Origin of the sequence: Burkholderia latens (assembly GCF_001718795.1) — a bacterium.
In the GTDB taxonomy this organism is placed as follows: domain Bacteria; phylum Pseudomonadota; class Gammaproteobacteria; order Burkholderiales; family Burkholderiaceae; genus Burkholderia; species Burkholderia latens_A.
This window is the reverse complement of record NZ_CP013435.1, coordinates 1,482,593-1,505,425: the sequence shown is the minus strand read 5'-3', so window position 1 is coordinate 1,505,425 and position 22,833 is coordinate 1,482,593. Positions and strand designations below refer to the sequence as shown.

Sequence of the window (22,833 nt, the reverse complement as noted above, 5' to 3'; positions counted from 1 at the left end):
GCCGCACAATGGCCGCATGGACGGCGGCCCGAGGAGACGGCCATGGCGCATACGCATTCGGAGCAATTCACCAGCTTCGCGGATTTCTATCCGTACTACCTGAACGAACACCAGAACCTGACGTCGCGGCGGCTGCACTTCATCGGCTCGCTGGGCGTGATCGGCTGCGTCGCGATGGCGATCGCGACCGGCCACTGGCTGTGGCTGCCGGCCGCGGTGGTGTGCGGCTACGGTTTCGCATGGGTCGGGCACTTCTTCTTCGAAAAAAACCGCCCCGCCACGTTCCGCCACCCGATCTACAGCCTGATGGGCGACTGGGTGATGTTCAGGGACATCTGCACCGGCAAGATTCCGCTGTAACGCTTGGCCGGCACCGCATCACGCCGTTTTCGGCGGACGCGCGTGCGGGTCGCGCGCGCCGTCCGGCACGTCGCCGTGCTCAGCCTGCGCCGGACGCGCCCCCGACAGCCGGTGCGCGGCGATCAGCGACGCGAGCGATACGTCGAACCGGTCGTTCGACAGCACCGCGAGCAGCGCCGCGCCTTCGACGTGGCTGCTGCGTCGTTGCAGCTGATAGGTCAGCTCGGTGCGGTCGATCACCAGTACGTCGAACAGCTGCGCCAGCGTCAGCTGTTCCGGATTCGCCAGCAGGATGTAGCGCGGCGCGAGTTCGCCATTGTCCAGCCGAGCGATCCATTCGCGCTCCTCCATCGTCAGCAGCAGCCGCTGTGCGGTTTCCATGTCGCAGCGCAACATGGTCGCGAGCCGCAGCGCGCTGTAGCCGGGCTTGCCAACCGCACGCGCCTCGGCAAGCCGCGCGAGCAGTTCGAGCGCATCGAGCAGGTCGCTGCCCGGATAGTGGATCCGATGGAACTGGCCGACCCGAATCGCCGGCAGCGCGGACGCCACCATCGCGCCGAGGAGTGCGATGAACCAGCTCAGGTACACCCAAAGGAGGAACACCGGCAGCGCCGCGAACGCGCCGTACACGGCCGTATAGGTCGGAATGCGCCGCACGTAATAGCCGAAGCCGCGCTTCGCGAGCTCGAACGCGATCGCCGCGAACAGCCCGCCGATCACCGCGTCGCGCCACGCGACCGTGCAATTCGGCAGGTATACGTACAACAATGTGAACGCGAGCACGGTCAGCGGCAGCGACGCGAACGCGAGCAGCCACTCGACGATCGAGGTGGACGGCGCGGCGCCGGTGAACGCGAGCGACTGCGTGAACAGGTACGACGAGATCGACAGGCTCACGCCGAACAGCAGCGGACCGAGCGTGATCAACGCCCAGTACGCGAGCACGCGCTGCGCGAACGGCCGCGGCTTGCGCACGCGCCAGATCAGGTTGAACGCGGATTCGATCGTCATCATCGTCATCACCGACGTGACGACGAGCACGATCAGGCCCGCGGTCGTCAGCCCCTTCGCCTTCGACGCGAACTGGTTCAGGTACTTGAAGATCTGGACGTTGAACTGCGCGGGCATCAGGTGGTCGGCAAGAAACCCCTGCAGCGAGATCTGGAACGACGCGAACATCGGGAACGCGGTGAACAACGCGAACGCGACCGTCACGAGCGGCACGAGGGCCAGCATCGTCGTGAACGTGAGGCTGCCCGCGACCTGCGGAATGCGATCCTCCGCGCTGCGCCGGGCCGCGAACTGCGCAAGGCGCTTGATGGTGTCGAGATCGACGCTCAACTTCGGCAAACGGCTTCTCCTTCTCGATGCCGCGCACCCGACGGCGCGCCGCCGCCGCGCTGCGCGACGGCTTCAGCCCCTATAATAGCCGCTCGATCCAGCAGGGGCCGACTGCACCGCGCATGCGCACGGCCGCACGCAGCTCCGCCGCCCATGAAAGACATTCTCGTCCTCTATTACAGCCGCCACGGCGCGACGCGCGATCTCGCGCTCGCGATCGCGAACGGCATCGACAGCGTGCCGGGCGTCCAGGCGCGCATCCGCACCGTGCCGCCCGTGTCGACCGTCTGCGAAACCACCGCCCCCGACATCCCCGACGATGGCCCGCCGTACGCCGAACTGCGCGATCTCGAGGAATGCGCGGGCCTCGCGCTCGGTTCGCCGACCCGTTTCGGCAACATGGCCGCGGCGCTCAAGTATTTCCTCGACGGCACGACGCCGCAATGGCTGTCGGGCGCGCTGACCGGCAAGCCGGCATGCGTGTTCACGTCGACCGGCAGCCTGCACGGCGGCCAGGAATCGACGCTGCTGTCGATGATGCTGCCGCTGCTGCATCACGGGATGATGATCGTCGGCATCCCGTACACGGAATCCGCGCTCAGCACGACGCGTACCGGCGGCACGCCGTACGGCGCATCGCACGTGTCGCAGCACGATCGCAGCGCGCCCGCGGGGCTGTCGGCCGACGAAAAAGCGCTTGCCGCCGCGCTCGGCGTGCGCCTCGCCCGCGCGGCGGCGGCGCTGGCCGACGCCCAGGCATCGCGGCCCGCCGGGGCCGCATGAACGCGCCCGGCCGCCCCGCCGTCGCCGCGCGGCCACGCTGCGCGCTCGCCGCCTGCGCGTGTCTGGCCGCGCTGATCGCGCTGTCGCTCGCGTGGGAACTGTGGCTCGCGCCGCTGCGTCCGGGCGGGTCCGCGCTGATGCTCAAGGCCGTGCCGCTCGCGCTCGCACTGCCCGGCGTCTGGCGGCGTAACATCTATACGATGCAGTGGGCGAGCATGCTGATCCTCGTCTATTTCGCCGAAGGCGTCGTGCGCGGCATGTCCGACCGCGGCTTGTCCGCGACGCTCGGCTGGTGCGAGACCGCACTCGCCGTCGGCTTCTTCGTGGCCGCGCTCGCATACGTCGCGCCGTTCAAGCGCGCGGCGAAGCAGCAGCGGGCCGCGCCCCGACCCTTACGCGACCGAACGTGATGATTTCCTCCGACGCATTCGTATCCGCCTGTCGCGACGCGATCGGCGCTGCACACGTGCTGACCGATCCGCACGACACCGAACCGTTCGTCATCGACTGGCGCCGCCGCTACAAGGGCAGCGCGTGCGCGGTGCTGAAACCGGCCGATACGGCGCAAGTCGCCGCGCTGGTCCGGCTCGCGAACGCGCACGGCGTCGCGCTCGTGCCGCAGGGCGGCAATACCGGCCTCGCCGGCGGCGCGACGCCCGATACGAGCGGCGCGCAGGCCGTCTTGAGCCTCGCACGGCTGAACCGCGTGCGTGCGCTCGACCCGCACAACAACACGATTACCGTCGAAGCCGGCGTGATCCTCGCCGACGTGCAGGCGCGCGCCCGCGAAGGCGGCCGGCTGTTCGCGCTGAGCCTGGCGGCCGAAGGCAGCTGCACGATCGGCGGCAACCTGTCGACCAACGCGGGCGGCACCGCGGTGCTGCGCTACGGCAACGCGCGCGAGCTGTGCCTCGGGCTCGAGGTGGTGACGCCGCAGGGCGACGTATGGGACGGCCTGCGCGGGCTGCGCAAGGACAACACCGGATACGACCTGCGCGACCTGTTCATCGGCGCGGAAGGCACGCTCGGCATCATCACGGCTGCGGTGATGAAGCTGCATCCGCTGCCGGCCGCGCAAGTCACAGCGCTGGCCGCGCTCGAGTCGCCCCATGCTGCGCTCGATTTCCTCGCGCTCGCGCAGCGGGCGGCCGGCCCGCTGCTGACCGGCTTCGAGCTGATGTCGGACTTCTGCATGCAACTCGTCGGCAAGCACTATCCGCAACTGCGCTACCCGTTCGACCGCACGCACGCGCAGACGGTGCTGCTGGAGCTGTCGGACAACGAAAGCGAAACGCATGCGCGCGCGCTGTTCGAAAAGCTGATGGAAGAAGCGTTCGACGCCGGGCTCGTGGTCGACGCGGTGGTCGCCGAAAATCTCGCGCAGTCGCGCGCGTTCTGGGATCTCCGCGAGCATATCCCGCTCGCGCAGGCCGACGAGGGTCTCAACATCAAGCACGACATCGCAGTGCCGATCTCGTCGATCGCGCGCTTCATCGACGAAACCGACGCGGCGATCCAGCAGGCTGCGCCGGGTGCACGGATGGTCACGTTCGGCCACCTCGGCGACGGCAACCTGCACTACAACGTTCAGACGCCCGAAGGCGGCGATCCGAAGGCGTTCCTCGCGACGTTCCAGAAGCCGATCAACCGGATCGTGTACGACAACGTGCACCGCCACCACGGCACGATCAGCGCGGAGCACGGGATCGGCCAGCTGAAGATCGACGACGCGCAGCGCTACAAATCGCCGGTCGAAACGGCGCTGATGCGCACGCTGAAGACCGCGCTGGACCCGCGCGGGCTGATGAATCCCGGCAAGGTTCTGCGCTGACACCCCGAAACCGGAGCGATGCCCATGAGAGTTCGCGTGCTGTCCGACCTGCATCTCGAAAGCAACCAGCCCGACACGATCGCGCATGCGGACGCGGACCTCGTCGTGCTCGCCGGCGACATCCACAACCACGCGGAAGGGTTGCGCTGGGCCGCCGAGACGTTCGATCCCGGCGTGCCGGTAATCTACGTGCCGGGCAATCACGAGTATTACGACGGGGAATTCGGCGCGCTCGAAACCGCGATGCGCGACGCCGCGCAGGCGATCGACCACGTGCATTACCTGAACAACGGCGTGTACGTCGATCGCGCACAGCGCTTTCGCGTGCTCGGCACGACGCTGTGGGCCGATTTCTCGCTGTTCGGCGCCGACGATGCGAGCGTCGCGCGCGCGATCGACGCCGGGATGCGCGTAATGCTCGATTTCAAGGGATTGATCCAGGTGACCTGGCCGCACGACGCGGCGCTGCATGCGCGCAACGCGCCGGAGCGCGATTTCACGCCGGCCGACGCGATCGCGCTGCACCGGCAAAGCCGCGCATGGCTGGCGGCGCACCTCGCGACGCCGTTCGCGGGCCGCACGATCGTCGTCACCCATCATGCGCCGCATCTGCGCTCGCTGGCCGAGCGTTATGCGCAGGATCTCGCTTCGGCGGGATTCGTCACAGACCTGACGGAGCTGGTGCGGCCGCCTGTGGATCTGTGGATCCACGGCCACACGCATACGTCATTCGATTACGTGACAGACAGCGGTACGCGCGTGGTGTGCAACCCGCGCGGTTATATCCACCGGCGCACCGGCGAGCGGGAGAACCCGGCGTTCGGCTGGGACAAGGTGATCGAACTCGGCTGAGCGCCGAGCCCACACAACATGGACCGCACGCTGCGGCCCGCGTCGATCTGAATACCGACGCTCAGCGCCCGGTGCGACGGGAACCGTTCGACGACGCGCGTACGCGCACCGGCACCGGCTTCGCCTGCGCCTTCATCGCGCGCAGCAGATCGCGCGTCGCCGCAGCGGCGGCGGCCGCGCCAAGCAGAACTCCAAGGCCGATGATCAGTTGCGTATCCATTGCGACTCCGGTGTGGGCAGATCCAAATCTCTATGTTTGAACAGTATCAAACTGTCTGCGTTCCGATAGTAAAAAAATGTTGCGTGAACGACAAATCTCGTCAGATCGCGCGCGACTGCGCGGTCATGTCGCAGCGGTGAAGTGCGCGAGCGCGGCTTCGTCGGCGCGCAGCGTGGCCGGCAGCTCGTCGCGCAGGAAATCGACCCAGGTCCGGATTTTCGCGTCGAGATACTGGCGCGACGGGTACAGCGCGTAGATGTTCATCACGTGCGACCGGTATTCGGGCATCACGCGCACGATCTGCCCGCTGCGCAGCCCGGCGATCGCCGAATAGAGCGGCAGCCCGCCGATTCCCATTCCTTCCCGCACCGCCACCGCGAGCGCCTCGGCGACGTTCACGCGGAACGGCGGCGCCGTGATCGGAACGACCTCATCGCCGTGCGGCCCCGACAGCGACCACTCGTCGAAGTGAAAACCGGGCGCGACCATCCCGAGACACACGTGCTGCTCCAGATCGGCGGGCGTGCGCGGCGCGCCGTGTGCGTCGACATAGCCGGGCGATGCGCACACGACGCTGTAGCTCTCGCCGAGCCGCTGCGATACGAGCCCCGAATCCGGCAGGTCGCGCCCGACGACGATCGCGACGTCGTATCCCTCGTCAAGCAGGTCGGGCATCCGTTGCGCGAGCGTGAGCTCGACGTGCACGTCCGGATAGCGCTGCCGGTAGCGCGCGATGGCAGGCACCAGGTAGTGCTGTCCGAGGCTCGTGAAGCAATGGACCTTCAACTTGCCCGACGGGCGCGCGTGCGCGTCGCCCGCTTCGGCTTCGGCCTGGTCGACGTACGCGAGGATCTGCTCGCAGCGCTGCAGGTAGCGCTCGCCGGCTTCCGTCAGCGCGATCCGGCGTGTCGTCCGGTTCAGCAGGCGCGTGCGCAGGTGCGCTTCGAGATCCGACACGGCGCGCGATGCGTAGGCGGTAGTCGAATTCATCTGCTGGGCGGCCGCGGTAAAGCTTCCCGCGTCGACCACGCGGACGAATACCCGCATGTTTTGTAGCGTATCCATCCCAATACCCGTTTGAATCCGGAGGGATTGTTGCACAGGAGCGAACAAATATTATCTCAGGATTCGTAAAAATGACTTGCACCGTTGTCCATTTATTCAGGAATTACTGAAAAATATAATCGCATCCGACTCATCTATATCCGAAAGGGAGAAAATCGTGCAGTTTCCGGCAACAAAAGGGACGCTGGCACTGGCGGTTCTTGCAGTCTCATTAATAATGGCCGGTTGCGCGAGCATGGGCGACAACAAGACCCAGTCCACTCGCATCGACGCGAACTCGCTCGATGCCGGCGCCGCGATCCGCGCGGCGGACCGCGACGCGGGCTGGCCCGCATCCGACTGGTGGCGCGCGTACCGCGACCCGCAGCTCGACGCATGGATCGCCGCCGCGCAGGCCGGCAACCCGTCGCTCGCCGCGGCCGAAGCCCGCGTGCGCGAAGCGCAGGCGATGGCGCGCGTCGCCCGTTCGGCCGAGCTGCCGCAAATCAACGGCAACCTGTCGCTGATGCGCCAGCACTGGCCGGACAACGTCTATTACGGCCCGGGACCGCTCGCCGACACCGACACCTGGAACAACAGCGGCACGCTCGGCCTGTCGTACCACCTCGATCTGTGGGGCAAAGACAAAAACGCGACCGAGCGTGCGCTCGACACCGCGCATGCAACCGCGGCCGACGCACGGGCGGCGAAGCTCGAGCTGGAAGTCAACGTCGTGCGCGCGTACGTCGGCATGTCGATGAACTACGCGCTGCTCGACCTCGCGCAGGAGACGTTCGAGCGCCAGCGCGCGCTCGCCGACCTCGCGCGCAAGCGCCTTGAGGCGGGCATCGGCACGCAGCTCGAGGTCAGCCAGGCCGAATCGACGCTGCCCGACTACGAGCGCCAGATCGATACCTATGAAGAAGCGATTCAGCTCGCGCGCCATCAGCTCGCGGCGCTTGCGGGCAAAGGCCCGGGCGCCGGCGACGCGATCAAGCGGCCGAGCCTGTCGCTCGATGCGCCGGCCGGGCTGCCGTCCGCGATGCCGGCCGACCTGCTCGGCCGCCGCCCGGACGTCGTCGCGGCCCGCTGGATGGTCGACGCGCAGGCGCGCGGCATCGACGTCGCGAAAGCGTCGTTCTATCCGAACATCGACCTGCTCGCGACGGTCGGCGGCTTCGGCGTGACCGCGCCGTTCACCGACTTCCTGCGTGCGATGAACGGCGGCTGGACGGCCGGCCCCGCGCTGTCGCTGCCGATCTTCGAGGGCGGCCGCCTGCGCGCGCAACTGGGCGCAGCCAATGCCGGCTACGACCAGGCGGTCGAGCGTTACAACCAGACGGTCGTCGGCGCGCTGAAGGACATTGCCGACCAGGTCGTGCGGATCCGCTCGCTCGACACGCAGAAAAAGGACGCCGCCCGCTCGGTGGCCGCCAACGAGCGCAGCTACCGGCTGTCGCGCGAAGGCTTCCGCCGCGGGCTGACCGATTACGTGAACGTGCTGGTCGCGCAACAGCAATTGCTGCGCGCACAGGAGACCGCTGCCCGCATCGACGCGGAACGCCTGGCCGCGCACGCGCAGCTGATGGCCGCGCTCGGCGGCGGCGTCGAGACGCAGACGGACGACCGCGACGGCCATCCGCCGCGTGGCGAAGCCGCCGCGGATGCAGCCGCGCAGACCGCACCGGCAGCGAAGTCCGCAGGCGCTGCCCGGCGCGCGCAGACCGTGGCGGCCGCGGCGTCCGGTGCGGCCGCGGCGATCGCCACGCCGGTCGCACGGTAACGCGGAGCGCCCTCCATGTCAGCTTCCTCCCCCGCTTCCACGCATGCCGGCGGCCCGCTCGCGGCCTGGCACGCCGCGTTCGCCGACTGGGCGCGCGGCGACGGCGCCGCGTGGCTCTATCTGTTCAAGGCGCTGCTCGCTGCGTTCATCGCGACCGGCGTGTCGATGCGACTCGACCTGCCGGCGCCGAAAACCGCGATGACGACCGTGTTCATCGTGATGCAGCCGCAAAGCGGCGCCGTACTCGCGAAAAGCTTCTACCGCGTCGCCGGCACAATCTTCGGGCTGATCGCGACGCTCGCGTTCGTCGGCCTGTTCCCGCAGCAGCCGCAGTTGTTCCTGCTGGCCGTCGCGCTGTGGGTCGCGCTGTGTACGGCCGGCGCCGCGCGCAACCGCAACTTCCGCAGCTACGGCTTCCTGCTCGCCGGCTACACGACCGCGCTGATCGGGCTGCCCGCGTCGCAACACCCGGACGGCGCGTTCATGAGCGCGATGACGCGGGTCGCGGAAATCATGGTCGGAATCGTGTCGGCAGGCGTCGTCAGCGCGCTGGTGTTTCCGCAGACGACCGGCGAGCAGATGCGCACGACGGTGCGCAAGCGTTTCGGCAGCTTCGTCGACTACGTCGCGGCGGCACTGTCGGGCAAGCTCGACCGCGCGCACATCGAAACGATTCATACGCGTTTCGTCGCGGACGTCGTCGGCTTCGAAGCGGCGCGCAGCATGGCCGTGTTCGAGGATCCGGACACGCGGATGCGCAGCGGCCGCCTCGCGCGGCTGAACAGCGAATTCATGAGCGTATCGAGCCGCTTCCATGCGCTGCACCAGTTGATGAACCGGCTGCGCGCGGCCGGCGCGCAGGCCGCAATCGATGCGATCGAGCCGTATTTCCGCGAAATCGCGCCGCTGCTGACGCGCAACGGCGAGCCGGTGCGCTCGTCGGACGACGCCGCGCTCGCAGCCGAACAGCTGCTCGCCTGGCGCGATGCGCTGCCACGACGCATCCGCGCAACGCGTGCGGCACTCGAAACGCAGCCGGACTTTCCGCTGCTCGACTTCGACACGGCCGCCGAACTGCTGTACCGCTTCATCACGGACCTGCACGAATACGCGGCGACCTACGCGTCGCTTTCCACCGCGACGCACGAGCGCGAGCGCTGGATCGAGCGGTACGAGCCGCGCACCAACGCGACGGCGATGGTGATCGCGGCGATCCGCACCGCGACCGTGATCCTCGTGCTCGGCTGGTTCTGGATCGAGACCGCCTGGCCAAGCGGCGTGACGATGACGCTGACCGCGGCGGCCACCTGCGCGCTCGCGTCGTCGACGCCGCGGCCGACCGCGATGTCCGCGCAGATGGGGATAGGCACGGCTCTGGCCGTCTGCACGGGCTTCCTGCTGACGTTCGGCATCTATCCGCACATCGACGGCTTCCCGCTGCTGTGCGTGGCGCTCACGCCGCTGCTCGCGATCGGCGTCTACATGACGCTGAAGCCGAAGCTCGCCGGCTACGGGATGGGCTATCTGATCTTCTTCTGCTTTCTCGCCGGTCCGGACAACATCACGCACTACGATCCGACGAGCTTCATGAACGATGCGCTCGCGCTGGTGCTGTCGATGCTGGCGTCGGCGATCGCGTTCGCGGTGCTGTTCCCGCCGACCGCGCCGTGGCTGAAGAAACGGCTGTTCGCCGACCTGCGGCATCAGGTGGTCGCGGCGTGCCATGCACGGCTCGCCGGCCTGCGCACGCGCTTCGAAAGCGGCGCGCGCGACCTGATGTACCAGGCGCACACACTGTCGGCCGACCAGCCCGACGTGCAGCGCGACGCGCTGCGCTGGATGTTCGCGGTGCTCGAAACCGGCAACGCGGCGCTCGACCTGCGCGCCGAGCTGGCGACGCTGCCGCCCGATCCGCGCTATGCGCCGGCAACGCCGTGGCGGCGCGCGATCGAGGCGCTGCGCACCGCGCTGTCCGCGCTGTTCACCAAGCCGAATGCGGAACGCTTCGACACGACGCTCGACGCGGTCAACGCCGCGATCGACGCGACCCGGCAGACGCTCGACGCGGTCGCGCCGTCGCGCGACGAGCGCCACAGGCTGCAGCGCATTCTCAGCCATCTGCATTTCGTGCGCACGGCGCTGCTCGATCCGGAATCGCCGCTCGAGCCGCTCAACCGCAACCGCGCCGTGCGCGCCCAACCAGGAGCCTCGTCATGATGCCGCGTGAAATCGCCATTCTCGATGCGTACATGCCCACGGTGGTGCTGATGTTCGTGCTGGGCGGGCTGGCCACCTGGGCCGTCGATCGCCTGCTCGCCCATACCGGGCTCTACCGCCTCGTCTGGCACCCGTCGCTGTTCCGCGCGTGCCTTCTCGTCTGCATTTGCGGCGGACTGAGTCTCGCCGTTTACCGTTGATTCCGAACCATCATGATTCTCAGAAAACTCTTCGGCTTCGTCGCGACCGCCGTCATCCTTCTCGTCGCGATCCTGATCGGGCGCTCGCTGTGGGTGCACTACATGGACGATCCGTGGACGCGCGACGGGCGCGTACGCGCCGAGATCGTCAACGTCGCGCCCGACGTGTCGGGTGCGATCGTCGAGCTGCCGGTGCATGACAACCAGCTCGTGAAAAAGGGCGACCTGATCATGCAGATCGATCCGTCGCACTACCAGATCGCGGTCGAGCAGGCGCAGGCGGCCGTCGCCGCCCGCCGCGCGGAATTGCAGATGCGCCGCGACGACGCGGCGCGCCGCGCGGATCTCGATGCGCTCGTCGTGTCGAAGGAAAACCGCGAGAACGCCGCGCACAGCGCATCGAGCGCCGAGGCGCAGTATCAGCAAGCGCTCGCCGCGCTCGATGCCGCGAAGCTCAACCTCGAACGCACGCGCGTGGTCGCGCCGGTCGACGGCTACATCACGAACCTGCAGACGTTCAAGGGCAACTACGCGGTGGCCGGCCAGGCAAAGCTCGCGATCGTCGACAGCCACTCGTTCTGGGTCTACGGCTACTTCGAGGAAACCAAGCTGCCGCGCGTGAAGATCGGCGCGCCGGCCGAAATGCGGCTGATGAGCGGCGGCGTGATGAAAGGCCACGTCGAAAGCATCTCGCGCGGCATCTACGATCGCGACAACCCGCAAAGCCGCGACCTCGTCGCGGACGTGAACCCGACCTTCAACTGGGTGCGCCTCGCGCAGCGCGTGCCGGTGCGCATCCGGATCGACGAAGTGCCGGCCGACGTGGTGCTGTCGGCCGGCACGACCTGCACGGTCATCATCGATCCGGACAAGCCGAAGAAGTCGTAAGCGCCGGTGGCCGGGCGCGCTTACGCCGCGATGCGGAACCGCCCGACCAGCGCCTTGAGCGCCTGAGCCTGCTCGTCGAGCGCATTGGCGGCGGCCGCCGCCTGCTCGACCAGCGCCGCGTTCTGCTGCGTGCCGGCATCCATTTGCGTGACCGCGCGGCCGATCTCCTCGATGCCGGCGCTCTGCTCGTCTGAGGCCGCCGAAATCTCGCCGATGATGTCGGTCACGCGCTTCACCGCCCGCACCACGTCGTCCATCGTGCGGCCCGCATCATGCGCGAGCGTCGCGCCGTTCGCCACACGTTCGACCGACGCACCGATCAGCTCGCGAATCTCTTTCGCCGCGGTCGCCGAGCGCTGCGCGAGCAGCCGCACTTCGCCCGCCACCACCGAAAAGCCGCGCCCCTGTTCGCCCGCGCGCGCCGCCTCGACCGCCGCGTTCAACGCGAGGATGTTGGTCTGGAACGCGATCCCCTCGATCGTGCCGATGATGTCGCGAATGTTCTTCGCGCTGTCGTCGATCTCGCTCATCGTCGCGACGACGCGCCCGACGACTTCGCCGCCCGCTTCGGCGACGGCCGACGCATTCGCCGCGAGCGCACTCGCCTGCCGCGCGTTTTCGGCGTTCTGCCGGACGGTCGACGTCAGTTCCTCCATGCTCGCCGCGGTCCGCTCGAGTGCGACGGCTTGCTGCTCGGTACGGCGCGACAGGTCGAGGTTGCCGGTCGAGATCTCGCCGGACGCAGCCGCGATCGCCTCGGCGCTGACGGCGATCTCGCCGACCGTCGCCGCGAGTCCGGTCTGCATGTCGGCAAGCGCGCGCACCATGCTGTCGCGATCGTTACGGGCGAGCGGGATCGGGCGCGTCAGGTCGCCGCGCGCGATGTCGGCGGCGATCGCCTTCGCGTCCGCCGGCTCGCCGCCGAGTTGCGACGCGAGGCGGCGCACGACACCCTCCGCGATCGCGATCGCGAGCACGATCAACGCGACCGTCATCGCAGCGATCATCGCGAATGACGACGAGAAGATCGTCGCGGACGCATCGAGCGTCGCCTTCGATTTCGCGCCGCGCGTCTTCACGAGCATCGCAACGAGTTTCTCGAGCTTGCCGGTCTCGACCAGCAGCGACACGTCCTGCGTGCCGACCTGCCAGTTCATCTGCGACAGGTCGAGCGGCTGCGCCTGCACGAGCGCGACGAAATCGCGCAAGTGGGCGCTCCACGTGCCGACCGCCATCGAGAACGCACGCAGCCGCGCGGAATCGTCGGCGTCCGCCGGATCCGCGTAGCGCTGCAGCGTGGCGAGCGCCTGTCCGATCGACGCGAGGCCGGCGCCGACCTCGGCGCCGAGATCGTCGCGCTCCTTCGCGGTGGTCGCGGTCAGCAGCATCTTTTGCGCGCGGCTCGCGCGCAGCACCTCGGCCCGCACCTCCTCCGCGGCCCGGCTCGCGACGTGCCCCTGCTCGTAGACCGACGCGATCGACGCGTTCAGCCGGCTGATCTGCCACAACGAAAACACGCCGATCGCGAGCGTGCCGACCAGCAGGATTGCGAATGCGGCCCGCAACGTCGCCTTGACGGTCCATGGCCGGCGCTCGCGCCGTGCATCGCGCGCGCGGCGGGCGGCAGGCCCGGCGGCCGCGCCGGATGCGGCGATGGTGGTCCCCCGCTGCGGATGCAATGATGCTGCTGCTTTCATCGATATATCCCCGTAGTAATCACGCCGCCGGAAAGGTCGGTCCCGGCGGGCGGCATTCCCGCGGCGGCTGGCCTCCGCCGCGCGGCCCGCGCCGCCCCGGCTCGTGGCCGGTGCTGGCGCGGCGCGCCGATATTGTCATTGCGCCTTTCTACGGCCGCGGTCGGCGCGCCTTGAGTCCGGACAAACACCGACCGGCCCCGCGGCCCGTCGGCGAGCGGCCATGCCGCAGGGTTATACCCGGCCAAAAAGGCGAGCAAAAAGACAAGCGCGAAGCGAATCGTCACACCAATGTCCGAATTGCGACAAAACTTGGCCGGACATTCTCTATACGCCACATTACACTTCTTTGACGCAACAACGATTCAAACGCGCCGATCCCCATCAGAGCGCGTCCCGTCACCTCAACTCGCTCAGCTCACATGGAAACCAGCCTCGATACGGGCGCCGGCAACGCCGCCGCGGCCCAGCCGCCCGTTCCGCCCGCCCCGCGCACCGTGTATCCGGTGCTCGGCGCCATCAGCTTCTCGCACATGCTCAACGACATGATCCAGTCGTTGATCCTCGCGATCTATCCGATGCTCAAGAGCCAGTTCGCGCTGTCGTTCGCGCAGATCGGACTGATCACGCTGACCTACCAGATCACCGCGTCGCTGCTGCAGCCGCTCGTCGGCCTGTACACGGACAAGCGGCCGAAGCCGTATTCGCTGCCGGTCGGGATGGGTTTCACGCTGGCGGGGCTGCTGCTGATGTCGGCCGCGCAGAATTTCCCGATGCTGCTGGCGGCGGCCGCGCTCGTCGGCTGCGGCTCGTCGGTGTTCCATCCGGAATCGTCGCGCGTCGCGCGAATGGCATCGGGCGGCCAGCACGGGCTCGCGCAGTCGCTGTTCCAGGTCGGCGGCAACGCCGGTTCGGCGCTGGGGCCGCTGCTCGCCGCACTGGTCATCATCCCGCACGGCCAGCACAGCATCGCGTGGTTCTCGGCGGCCGCGCTCGTCGCGATGGTCGTGCTCACGCAAATCGGCCATTGGTACAAGAAGCATCCGTCGATGAAGAAGAAGGCAGCGCCTGCCGGCCATCCGACGCTGTCGCAGGGCCGCGTGCTCGCCGCGATCGGCGTGCTGGTGCTGCTGGTGTTCTCGAAATACTTCTATCTCGCGAGCATCAACAGCTATTTCACGTTCTATCTGATCGACAAGTTTCACCTGTCGGTACAGGCCGCGCAGATCCACCTGTTCGTGTTCCTCGCGGCGGTGGCGGCCGGCACGCTGATCGGCGGCCCGGTCGGCGACCGCATCGGCCGCAAGTACGTGATCTGGGTGTCGATTCTCGGGGTCGCGCCGTTCACGCTGCTGCTGCCGTACGCGAACCTGTTCTGGACGAGCGTGCTGAGCGTGATTATCGGCGTCGTGCTGGCGTCGGCGTTCGCGGCGATCCTCGTCTATGCGACGGAACTGATGCCGGGCAAGGTCGGAATGGTCGCGGGCCTGTTCTTCGGCTTCGCGTTCGGCCTCGGTGGCGTGGGTGCGGCCGTGCTCGGCCAGCTCGCGGACGCGACGAGCATCACGTTCGTGTACAAGGTGTGCTCGTTCCTGCCGCTGATCGGCGTGCTGACGGTGTTCCTGCCGAACCTCGAAAGCAGCCGGCGCAAGAGCGCGTGACGATACGGCCGCGGCATGCGCGCCGCGGCCGGCCAATCGTCTGCGAAGGGAAAGTACGGCGGCGGCTTCAGGCCGCCGTCGTTGCATGCAGCGTCAGGAAACGCTTGAGGATGCCGGACGAATAGCTGCTCGCGATCGCCGACAGGAAGTGCGAGAACGACTGCGTCGCGTGATCGTCGGCCGTGTCGGAGATCGTGCGCACGAGTGCGAACGGCACGTCGTGTTCCGCACACACCTGCGCGATCGCCGCGCCTTCCATCTCGACCGCGAGCGCGTCCGGCAGCGCGTCGCGCAGTGCAACGACCTCGCGCTCGCTCGACACGAAGCGGTCGCCGCTGATGATCAGCCCGCCGTGCAGCGTCGCGCCGGCGAGCCCGAAGCGCTCGGCGAACCGCGCGCCCTCTTCGGCAACGAACAGCGTGCACGCGGCCTTCAGGCGCGCGGTCAATTCCGCGTCGGTCGCGAAGTGCGTGATGCCCAGCAGCGGCACCTCGTAGCGCGGAAACAGCGGCGACGCATCGAGATCGTGCTGCAGCAATGTATCGGCGACGACGACGTCGCCCACGCGCACCGTGCGCGACACGCCGCCCGCGACGCCGGTAAACACGACGCCGGACACGCCGAACACGTGGATCAACGCGCTGACGGTCGCGGCCGCCGCGACCTTGCCGACCCGCGCGAGCGTGACGACGCATGCCGCGCCGTGCACCGTGCCAACGTGATAATCGCGGCGGCCGAGCGTGATCGTCTTCATCGCGCCGTCGGCGCGCATCGCGGCGATCAAATCGCCGAGCTCTTCGGGCAGCGCGGCCAGGATTCCGAGCGGGCCCGTGGCCGCCGTTTCAACCATATCGATGCTCATCACTCCACCGCCTGCAGTTTCGCGACGGCGAGCGCGAGCCACTTCTCGCCGTGCCGCTTGAACTTCACTTGCGCCTTCGCATCGGCGCCGTTGCCTTCGAGCGCGGTGACCGTGCCCTCACCGAACTTGGTATGAAACACCTGCTGGCCGACGCGGAAACCGGTGTCGGCCGCGCGCTGCTTGTCGGCGAACGCGGGCAGCGGCGCGAAAACGGCCGCATCGACGATCTGCTCGCGGCTGCCGCCGCCCGGCCGCGCGAACCAGTCACGGCCCCAGCCGGCGTTGTCCGAGCGGCCGCCCCAGCGCGAGCCCGCCTCGACCTTCGGCGTCAGCCACTTCAGCACGTGCTCCGGCAATTCGTCGAAAAAGCGCGAGCGCACGTTGTAACGCGTCTGGCCGTGCAGCATGCGGCTCTGCGCAAACGACAGATAAAGCCGCTCCTTCGCGCGCGTGATCGCGACGTACATCAGCCGGCGCTCCTCCTCGAGGCCGTCCGATTCCAGCACGCTGTTCTCGTGCGGGAACAGCCCTTCCTCGAGGCCGGTGATGAACACCGCCGAGAATTCGAGGCCCTTCGCCGCGTGCACCGTCATCAGCTGGACGGCGTCCTGGCCGGCCTGCGCCTGGTTGTCGCCGGCTTCGAGCGACGCGTGCGACAGGAAGCCGGCGAGCGGCGTCATCGTGTCGGGATTCTGTGCGGGGTCGCCGAGCGGCGCGGGGTCGAGCACGTCGACAGACGGATCGTCTGCATCCACGCCAAGCTCCGGCGCCGCGATCGCCCCCGCGCGCAGCGGAATCGAGCGGGCCGGCGCGTCGAGCCCGTAGCCTTCCTCGCTGACGAACGCGGTGGCAGCGTTCACGAGTTCCTGCAAGTTCTCGAGCCGATCCTGGCCCTCCCGCTCGCCCTGGTAGAAATCGGCGAGGCCGCTCGCACGCACCACGTATTCGACCGTCTCGGGCAGGCTCATCTGCTGCGTCTCGGCACGCATCTTCGCGATCAGCGTCGCGAACGCGCCGAGGCTTGAGCCGGCCTTGCCCGTCACATACGGGATCGCGGCGGCCATCGAGCAATCGTACAGCCGCGCGGCATCCGCGAGCTGCTCGATCGAGCGCGCGCCGATGCCGCGCGTCGGGAAGTTCACCACGCGCGCGAAAGCGGTGTCGTCGTTCGGGTTGTCGATCAGGCGCAGGTACGCGAGCGCGTGCTTCACTTCCTGACGCTCGAAGAAGCGCAGGCCGCCGTACACGCGATACGGGATGCCAGACGTCATCAGCGTGTGCTCGATGGCGCGCGACTGCGCATTGCTGCGATAGAGCACAGCGACTTCGCTGCGCGACATCCCGGTGTTGATCAGCGAGCGGATCTCCTCGACGATCCAGCCGGCTTCCTGCGCATCGGTGCTCGCCTCGTACACGCGCACCGGCTCGCCGTGACCGGCGTCGGTGCGCAGGTTCTTGCCGAGGCGGTGCGAATTGTTCGAGATCAGCTGGTTAGCGGCGTCGAGGATGTTGCCGTGAGACCGGTAGTTCTGCTCGAGCTTGATCAGGTTGCGCACGCGGAATTCGTCTTCGAAGTCGCGCATGTTGCCGACGTTCGCGCCGCGGAACGCATAGATCGACTGGTCGTCGTCGCCGACCGCGAAGATCGCGTTCTGGCCGCCCGCGAGCATCTTGAGCCACGCGTACTGCAGCTTGTTGGTGTCCTGGAACTCGTCGACGAGAATGTGCTTGAAGCGCGCCTGGTAGTGCGCGCGCAGCGGCGCGTTGTACGCGAGCAGCTCGTAGCAGCGCAGCAGCAGCTCGGGGAAGTCGACGACGCCCTCGCGCTGGCACTGCTGGTCGTATGCCTGATACAGCTCGACGAACTTGCGGTTGAAGTTGTCGGACGCGTCGACCTTGTCGGGACGCAGCCCCTGCTCCTTCGCGTTGTTGATGAAGTACTGGACGTTCTTCGGCGGATACTTCTCGTCGTCGACGTTCGCGGCCTTCATCAACCGCTTGATCGCGGACAGCTGGTCGGCCGTGTCGAGGATCTGGAACGTCTGCGGCAGGCCGGCGTCGCGGTAGTGCGCGCGCAGCATCCGGTTGCACAGCCCGTGGAACGTGCCGATCCACATCCCGCGCGTGTCGATCGGCATCATCGCGGACAGTCGCGCCATCATCTCGCGCGCGGCCTTGTTCGTGAACGTGACGGCGAGCACGGTGGCCGGCGATGCATAACCCTGCTGGATCAGCCACGCGATCCGCGTGATCAGCACGCGGGTCTTGCCGCTGCCCGCCCCCGCGAGGATCAGCGCCGGTTCGTTCGGCAGCGTGACGGCGGCGTATTGTTCAGGGTTGAGATTGGCGAGCAGATCGGGCATGGAGCGGCAGCGGACGGGCAAGAAAAATGCGGACCCGCCATTATAAGTCGGCGGCGCGATGCCGTTTCCGCCGCGTTCGACGCACCGCTGCCGCCGCCGCGCTGCGGCGCTTCGCGACAGGCCCGCGCCGGCACGGCGATGGCTGGCCGATGTGCATCCATTTATAATTGCAGGATTCGGCATCCAATTCACGCATTTTTCAGCAAATTTCCAACATGAGCGACAACACGCTGGCGAAGAGTTTCGAGCCCCACACCATCGAGTCCCAATGGGGGCCGGAGTGGGAAAAACGCGGCTACGCCGCGCCGGCATTCGACCCGGCGCGCCCCGATTTCGCGATCCAGTTGCCGCCGCCGAACGTCACCGGCACGCTGCACATGGGCCACGCGTTCAACCAGACGATCATGGACGGCCTCGCCCGCTATCACCGGATGCTCGGCGAGAACACGCTCTGGGTGCCCGGCACGGACCATGCGGGGATCGCGACCCAGATCGTCGTCGAGCGCCAGCTGGATGCGCAGGGCGTGTCGCGGCACGATCTCGGCCGCGAGAAGTTCGTCGAGCGCGTGTGGGAATGGAAGCAGAAGTCCGGTTCGACGATCACGGGCCAGGTGCGCCGCCTCGGCGCATCGACCGACTGGTCGCGCGAATACTTCACGATGGACGACAAGATGTCGGCCGCCGTGCGCGACGTGTTCGTCACGCTGTATGAACAGGGTCTGATCTATCGCGGCAAGCGCCTCGTCAACTGGGATCCGGTGCTGCTCACCGCCGTGTCCGATCTCGAAGTCGTGAGCGAGGAAGAGAACGGCCACCTGTGGCATATCCGTTACCCGCTCGTCGACGGCTCCGGTTCGCTGACCGTCGCGACCACGCGTCCGGAGACGATGCTCGGCGACGTCGCGGTAATGGTCCATCCGGAAGACGAGCGCTACGCGCACCTGATCGGCAAGCACGTCACGCTGCCGCTGACGGGCCGCGAGATCCCGGTGATCGCCGACGACTACGTCGACCGCGAATTCGGCACGGGCGTCGTGAAGGTCACGCCCGCGCACGACTTCAACGATTATCAGGTCGGCCTGCGCCACAACCTCGCGCCGATCGAGATCCTGACGCTCGACGCGAAGATCAACGACAACGGCCCCGAGCAGTATCGCGGTCTCGACCGCTTCGACGCGCGCAAGGCGATCGTCGCCGACCTCGACGCGCAGGGCTTCCTCGACTCGGTGAAGCCGCACAAGCTGATGGTGCCGCGCGGCGACCGCACGGGCGTCGTGATCGAGCCGATGCTGACCGACCAGTGGTTCGTCGCGATGACGAAGCCGGCGCCGGAAGGCACGTTCAATCCGGGCAAGTCGATCACCGAAACGTCGCTCGACGTCGTGCGCAACGGCCAGATCAAGTTCGTGCCGGAAAACTGGACGACCACCTACTACCAGTGGCTCGAAAACATCCAGGACTGGTGCATCTCGCGCCAGTTGTGGTGGGGTCACCAGATTCCCGCGTGGTACGGCGAGAACGGCGAGGTGTTCGTCGCGCGCGACGAGGAAGAAGCCCGTGCGAAAGCCGCGGCGAGCGGCTATGCGGGCGCGCTGAAGCGCGACGAGGACGTGCTCGACACGTGGTTCTCGTCCGCGCTCGTGCCCTTCTCTTCGCTCGGCTGGCCGAACGAAACGCCCGAACTTCAGCACTTCCTGCCGTCGTCGGTGCTCGTCACCGGCTTCGACATCATCTTCTTCTGGGTCGCCCGGATGGTGATGATGACGACGCACTTCACCGGCAAGGTGCCGTTCCACACCGTGTACGTGCACGGCCTCGTGCGCGATGCGGAAGGCCAGAAAATGTCGAAGAGCAAGGGCAACACGCTCGACCCGATCGACATCGTCGACGGCATCGACCTCGACACGCTGGTCGCGAAACGCACGACGGGCCTGATGAACCCGAAGCAGGCCGCCACGATCGAGAAGAAGACGCGCAAGGAATTCCCGGACGGCATTCCTGCGTTCGGCACCGATGCGCTGCGCTTCACGATGGCGTCGATGGCGACGCTCGGCCGCAACGTGAACTTCGACCTCGCGCGCTGCGAAGGCTACCGCAACTTCTGCAACAAGCTGTGGAACGCGACGCGCTTCGTGCTGATGAACTGCGAAGGCCACGACTGCGGCGCCGACAAGCCGGAAGTCTGCGGCGCGGGCGACTGCGGCCCGGGCGGCTATCTCGACTTCTCGGCGGCCGACCGCTGGATCGTGTCGCTGCTGCAACGCACCGAGGCCGACATCGCAAAGGGCTTCGCCGACTACCGCTTCGACAATATCGCGACGAGCATCTACAAGTTCGTCTGGGACGAATACTGCGACTGGTATCTCGAACTCGCGAAGGTGCAAATCCAGAACGGCACGCCGGAACAGCAGCGTGCGACGCGCCGCACGCTGCTGCGTGTGCTCGAAACGGTGCTGCGCCTCGCGCACCCGATCATCCCGTTCATCACCGAGGCGCTCTGGCAGAAAGTCGCACCGCTCGCCGGCCGCTATCCGCAGGGCGAGGCCGAGGGCGCCGCGTCGCTGATGACGCAGGCGTATCCGGTTGCGAACCTGCAGAAAATCGACGAGGCGTCCGAACAATGGGCGGCCGACCTGAAGGCGATCGTCGACGCATGCCGCAACCTGCGCGGCGAAATGAACCTGTCGCCGGCAACCAAGGTGCCGCTGCTCGTGGCTGGCGACGCCGAACGCCTGCGTTCGTTCGCACCGTACGTGCAGGCCCTCGCCCGCTTGTCGGAAGTGCAGATCCTCGCGGATGAAGCGACGCTCGACCGGCAAGCGCACGGCGCGCCGATCGCGATCGTCGGCCCGAACAAGCTCGTGCTGAAGGTGGAGATCGACGTCGCGGCCGAGCGCGAGCGCCTGTCGAAGGAAATCGCGCGCCTGACCGGCGAGATCGCGAAATGCAATGCGAAGCTCGGCAACGAGGCGTTCGTCGCGAAAGCGCCGCCGGCCGTGGTCGAGCAGGAGCAAAAGCGGGTCGCGGAATTCCAGAGCACGCTCGACAAGCTGCGCGCGCAGCTCGATCGGTTGCCTGCGTAACAAACGGTAAGGTCGTTTGCGTTCACTATAATCAGGACGTGAACATAAGCCATCTGACAAGTCGATTACAGGAATAAAGGTTCGATCATGTTGAAAGTCACCAAGGCAGTATTCCCCGTCGCCGGCCTCGGCACGCGGTTCCTGCCGGCAACGAAGGCGAGCCCGAAGGAAATGCTGCCCGTCGTCGACAAGCCGCTGATCCAGTACGCAGTCGAGGAAGCGATCGCCGCAGGCATCACCGAAATGATCTTCGTGACCGGGCGCAGCAAGCGCGCGATCGAAGATCACTTCGACAAGTCGTACGAAGTCGAAGCCGAACTGGAAGCGCGCGGCAAGGAGAAGCTGCTCGAACTCGTGCGCAGCATCAAGCCGAGCCACGTCGATTGCTTCTACGTGCGCCAGCCGGAAGCGCTCGGCCTCGGCCATGCGGTGCTGTGCGCGGAGAAGCTGGTCGCCGACAACCCGTTCGCGGTGATCCTCGCCGACGACCTGCTCGACGGCAACCCGCCGGTGATGAAGCAGATGGTCGACGTGTTCGACCACTATCACAGCTCGGTGATCGGCGTGGAAGAGATTCCGCCGTCGGAGACGAAGTCGTACGGGATCGTCGACGGCAAGGAATGGGAAGAGTCGATCGTGAAGATGTCGGCGATCGTCGAGAAGCCGGCGCCGGAAGTCGCGCCGTCGAACCTCGGCGTGGTTGGCCGCTACATCCTGAAGCCGCGGATCTTCGAGCACCTGCGCGCGCTGAAACCGGGCGCGGGCGGCGAGCTGCAGCTCACCGACGCGATCCAGGCGCTGCTTGCCGACGAGCAGGTGCTCGCGTACAAGTACCAGGGCACGCGCTACGACTGCGGCAGCAAGCTCGGCTACCTGAAGGCGACGGTCGAATTCGCGCTGCGCCATCCGGAAGTCGGCACCGAGTTCGACGCGTACCTGCGTGCGCGCGCGAACGCGCAACCGGCCGGCTGAACGCGGCATGGGCCCGCGCCGCGTGCGCGGCGGGCCCCACACACTTGCCTGTCGGCTCGCGCGTCAGCGCACGGCCGCCGGCTTCACCGAGACGACGCCCGGCATTGCGCCCGCGTCGTCTTTTTTCGTCTTCACGAGCCAGCCGTCGCCAGGCCCGAACGGCAGCTTGGCGAGCACGCTCTTCACGAGCGTCGGCGCGGCCTGCCGCGTGCCCGCGTCGCGATCGCGCAGCGACGCCGACACGCGATAGACGTCGGCGCCCGACTTCGCATCGACGAAGCGCAGCGTCAGCACATGGCGGTACACCGTGCCCGTGAACGGCAGCGCGAGCGGCGCCGGCCCGTCGACGGTCACGCACGCGCTGCTCGCCGCGCCGCACTGCTCGGCCGTGGCCGCGACCGACGCCGGCTGCGTCGCATACGCGATCGACAGCCGGTAACGCGCGGCCTGCGCCGGCTGCGCGTCGAAACCGCGGTGCGCGAGTTCGTCGCGCACGAGCGTCTCGATCTGCCGGTAGTCGGCATCGTCGGCCTGCGCGGCCGTGCGGACGAACGCGTAGCCGTGCACGCCCGACGCAAACGCATCCGGCTGCCCGAGCGCGCTCACGCCGGTCGTGACGCCGGCGCAACCCGGCAACAGCGACACCGCCAGCGCGGCCGCTGCCCATTCCTTTCTCATG

The 22,833-nt window shown here is 67.6% G+C and carries 19 protein-coding genes; 12 read left to right on the top strand and 7 right to left on the bottom strand.

Going from position 1 to position 22,833, the window contains the following annotated elements:
- Nucleotides 1–42: 42 nt before the first annotated feature.
- Complete coding sequence (locus WK25_RS07110; RefSeq protein WP_069241309.1) at nt 43–360, top strand: Mpo1-like protein; 318 nt, start codon at nt 43–45, stop codon at nt 358–360.
- A gap of 18 nt (nt 361–378) precedes the next feature.
- Here WK25_RS07110 and WK25_RS07105 read toward each other — a convergent pair whose 3' ends face one another.
- Nucleotides 379–1,710 (bottom strand): YihY family inner membrane protein, encoded by a 1,332-nt coding sequence (locus WK25_RS07105; RefSeq protein WP_040144013.1) that lies wholly within the window; start codon nt 1,708–1,710, stop codon nt 379–381.
- A 144-nt stretch (nt 1,711–1,854) separates the two neighbouring features.
- On the opposite strand from WK25_RS07105, the gene wrbA reads away from it, so the two are divergent.
- From wrbA to WK25_RS07085, 4 genes are read left to right on the top strand one after another with little or no spacing between them, the layout of a single operon-like run.
- Entirely contained in the window at nt 1,855–2,484 is a 630-nt protein-coding gene (gene wrbA, locus WK25_RS07100) for an NAD(P)H:quinone oxidoreductase (protein WP_040144012.1), read from the top strand.
- Nucleotides 2,481–2,894 carry a DUF2069 domain-containing protein gene (locus WK25_RS07095; protein ID WP_040144011.1) on the top strand — a complete coding sequence of 138 codons (414 nt, stop codon included), beginning with the start codon at nt 2,481–2,483 and terminating at the stop codon, nt 2,892–2,894. The genes wrbA and WK25_RS07095 overlap by 4 nt, the downstream gene beginning before the upstream one ends.
- Entirely contained in the window at nt 2,894–4,315 is a 1,422-nt protein-coding gene (locus tag WK25_RS07090) for an FAD-binding oxidoreductase (protein WP_069241308.1), read from the top strand. The genes WK25_RS07095 and WK25_RS07090 overlap by 1 nt, the downstream gene beginning before the upstream one ends.
- Before the next feature lie 24 nt (nt 4,316–4,339).
- The gene (locus WK25_RS07085; protein ID WP_069241307.1) at nt 4,340–5,167 is read left to right on the top strand and encodes a metallophosphoesterase; all 828 of its coding nucleotides are present in this window, start codon (nt 4,340–4,342) and stop codon (nt 5,165–5,167) included.
- Nucleotides 5,168–5,228: 61 nt separating this feature from the next.
- On the opposite strand, the gene WK25_RS31645 is transcribed toward WK25_RS07085, so the two are convergent.
- Together WK25_RS31645 and WK25_RS07080 are read right to left on the bottom strand one after the other, a co-directional pair.
- Nucleotides 5,229–5,387: a hypothetical protein gene (locus tag WK25_RS31645; RefSeq protein WP_167432640.1), complete on the bottom strand. Its 159-nt coding sequence runs from the start codon at nt 5,385–5,387 to the stop codon at nt 5,229–5,231.
- A gap of 123 nt (nt 5,388–5,510) precedes the next feature.
- Nucleotides 5,511–6,452 carry a LysR family transcriptional regulator gene (locus WK25_RS07080; RefSeq protein WP_069241306.1) on the bottom strand — a complete coding sequence of 314 codons (942 nt, stop codon included), beginning with the start codon at nt 6,450–6,452 and terminating at the stop codon, nt 5,511–5,513.
- 157 nt (nt 6,453–6,609) lie between these two features.
- Between WK25_RS07080 and WK25_RS07075 the strand changes: the two genes are divergently transcribed.
- From WK25_RS07075 to WK25_RS07060, 4 genes are read left to right on the top strand one after another with little or no spacing between them, the layout of a single operon-like run.
- The gene (locus WK25_RS07075; protein WP_069241305.1) at nt 6,610–8,214 is read left to right on the top strand and encodes an efflux transporter outer membrane subunit; all 1,605 of its coding nucleotides are present in this window, start codon (nt 6,610–6,612) and stop codon (nt 8,212–8,214) included.
- 15 nt (nt 8,215–8,229) lie between these two features.
- Nucleotides 8,230–10,431 carry an FUSC family protein gene (locus WK25_RS07070; RefSeq protein ID WP_040144006.1) on the top strand — a complete coding sequence of 734 codons (2,202 nt, stop codon included), beginning with the start codon at nt 8,230–8,232 and terminating at the stop codon, nt 10,429–10,431.
- Nucleotides 10,428–10,631, top strand: coding sequence for a DUF1656 domain-containing protein (locus WK25_RS07065; RefSeq protein ID WP_040144005.1), 204 nt, complete (start codon nt 10,428–10,430; stop codon nt 10,629–10,631). Before WK25_RS07070 ends, WK25_RS07065 begins: the two co-directional genes overlap by 4 nt.
- 12 nt (nt 10,632–10,643) lie before the next feature.
- Nucleotides 10,644–11,519, top strand: a complete 876-nt coding sequence (locus WK25_RS07060) for an HlyD family secretion protein (protein ID WP_040144004.1) — start codon at nt 10,644–10,646, stop codon at nt 11,517–11,519.
- A gap of 20 nt (nt 11,520–11,539) precedes the next feature.
- Here the strand turns inward: WK25_RS07060 and WK25_RS07055 are convergent, their stop codons facing one another.
- Nucleotides 11,540–13,216, bottom strand: coding sequence for a methyl-accepting chemotaxis protein (locus WK25_RS07055; RefSeq protein ID WP_069241304.1), 1,677 nt, complete (start codon nt 13,214–13,216; stop codon nt 11,540–11,542).
- A 419-nt stretch (nt 13,217–13,635) separates the two neighbouring features.
- Between WK25_RS07055 and WK25_RS07050 the strand changes: the two genes are divergently transcribed.
- Complete coding sequence (locus WK25_RS07050) at nt 13,636–14,874, top strand: MFS transporter (RefSeq protein ID WP_069241303.1); 1,239 nt, start codon at nt 13,636–13,638, stop codon at nt 14,872–14,874.
- Nucleotides 14,875–14,941: 67 nt separating this feature from the next.
- Here the strand turns inward: WK25_RS07050 and WK25_RS07045 are convergent, their stop codons facing one another.
- Both WK25_RS07045 and WK25_RS07040 read right to left on the bottom strand, forming a co-directional pair.
- Nucleotides 14,942–15,736, bottom strand: a complete 795-nt coding sequence (locus WK25_RS07045; protein ID WP_156789016.1) for a 5'-methylthioadenosine/adenosylhomocysteine nucleosidase — start codon at nt 15,734–15,736, stop codon at nt 14,942–14,944.
- Entirely contained in the window at nt 15,736–18,099 is a 2,364-nt protein-coding gene (locus tag WK25_RS07040; RefSeq protein WP_069241301.1) for a UvrD-helicase domain-containing protein, read from the bottom strand. Before WK25_RS07040 ends, WK25_RS07045 begins: the two co-directional genes overlap by 1 nt.
- A gap of 215 nt (nt 18,100–18,314) precedes the next feature.
- On the opposite strand from WK25_RS07040, the gene WK25_RS07035 reads away from it, so the two are divergent.
- A complete protein-coding gene (locus tag WK25_RS07035) occupies nt 18,315–21,182 on the top strand; it encodes a valine--tRNA ligase (protein ID WP_040143999.1) in 2,868 nt (955 codons plus the stop codon).
- An 87-nt stretch (nt 21,183–21,269) separates the two neighbouring features.
- Nucleotides 21,270–22,154 carry a UTP--glucose-1-phosphate uridylyltransferase GalU gene (galU, locus tag WK25_RS07030; protein WP_040143998.1) on the top strand — a complete coding sequence of 295 codons (885 nt, stop codon included), beginning with the start codon at nt 21,270–21,272 and terminating at the stop codon, nt 22,152–22,154.
- A gap of 63 nt (nt 22,155–22,217) precedes the next feature.
- Here galU and WK25_RS07025 read toward each other — a convergent pair whose 3' ends face one another.
- A complete protein-coding gene (locus WK25_RS07025; RefSeq protein ID WP_040143997.1) occupies nt 22,218–22,832 on the bottom strand; it encodes a DUF4136 domain-containing protein in 615 nt (204 codons plus the stop codon).
- Nucleotide 22,833: the final 1 nt, after the last annotated feature.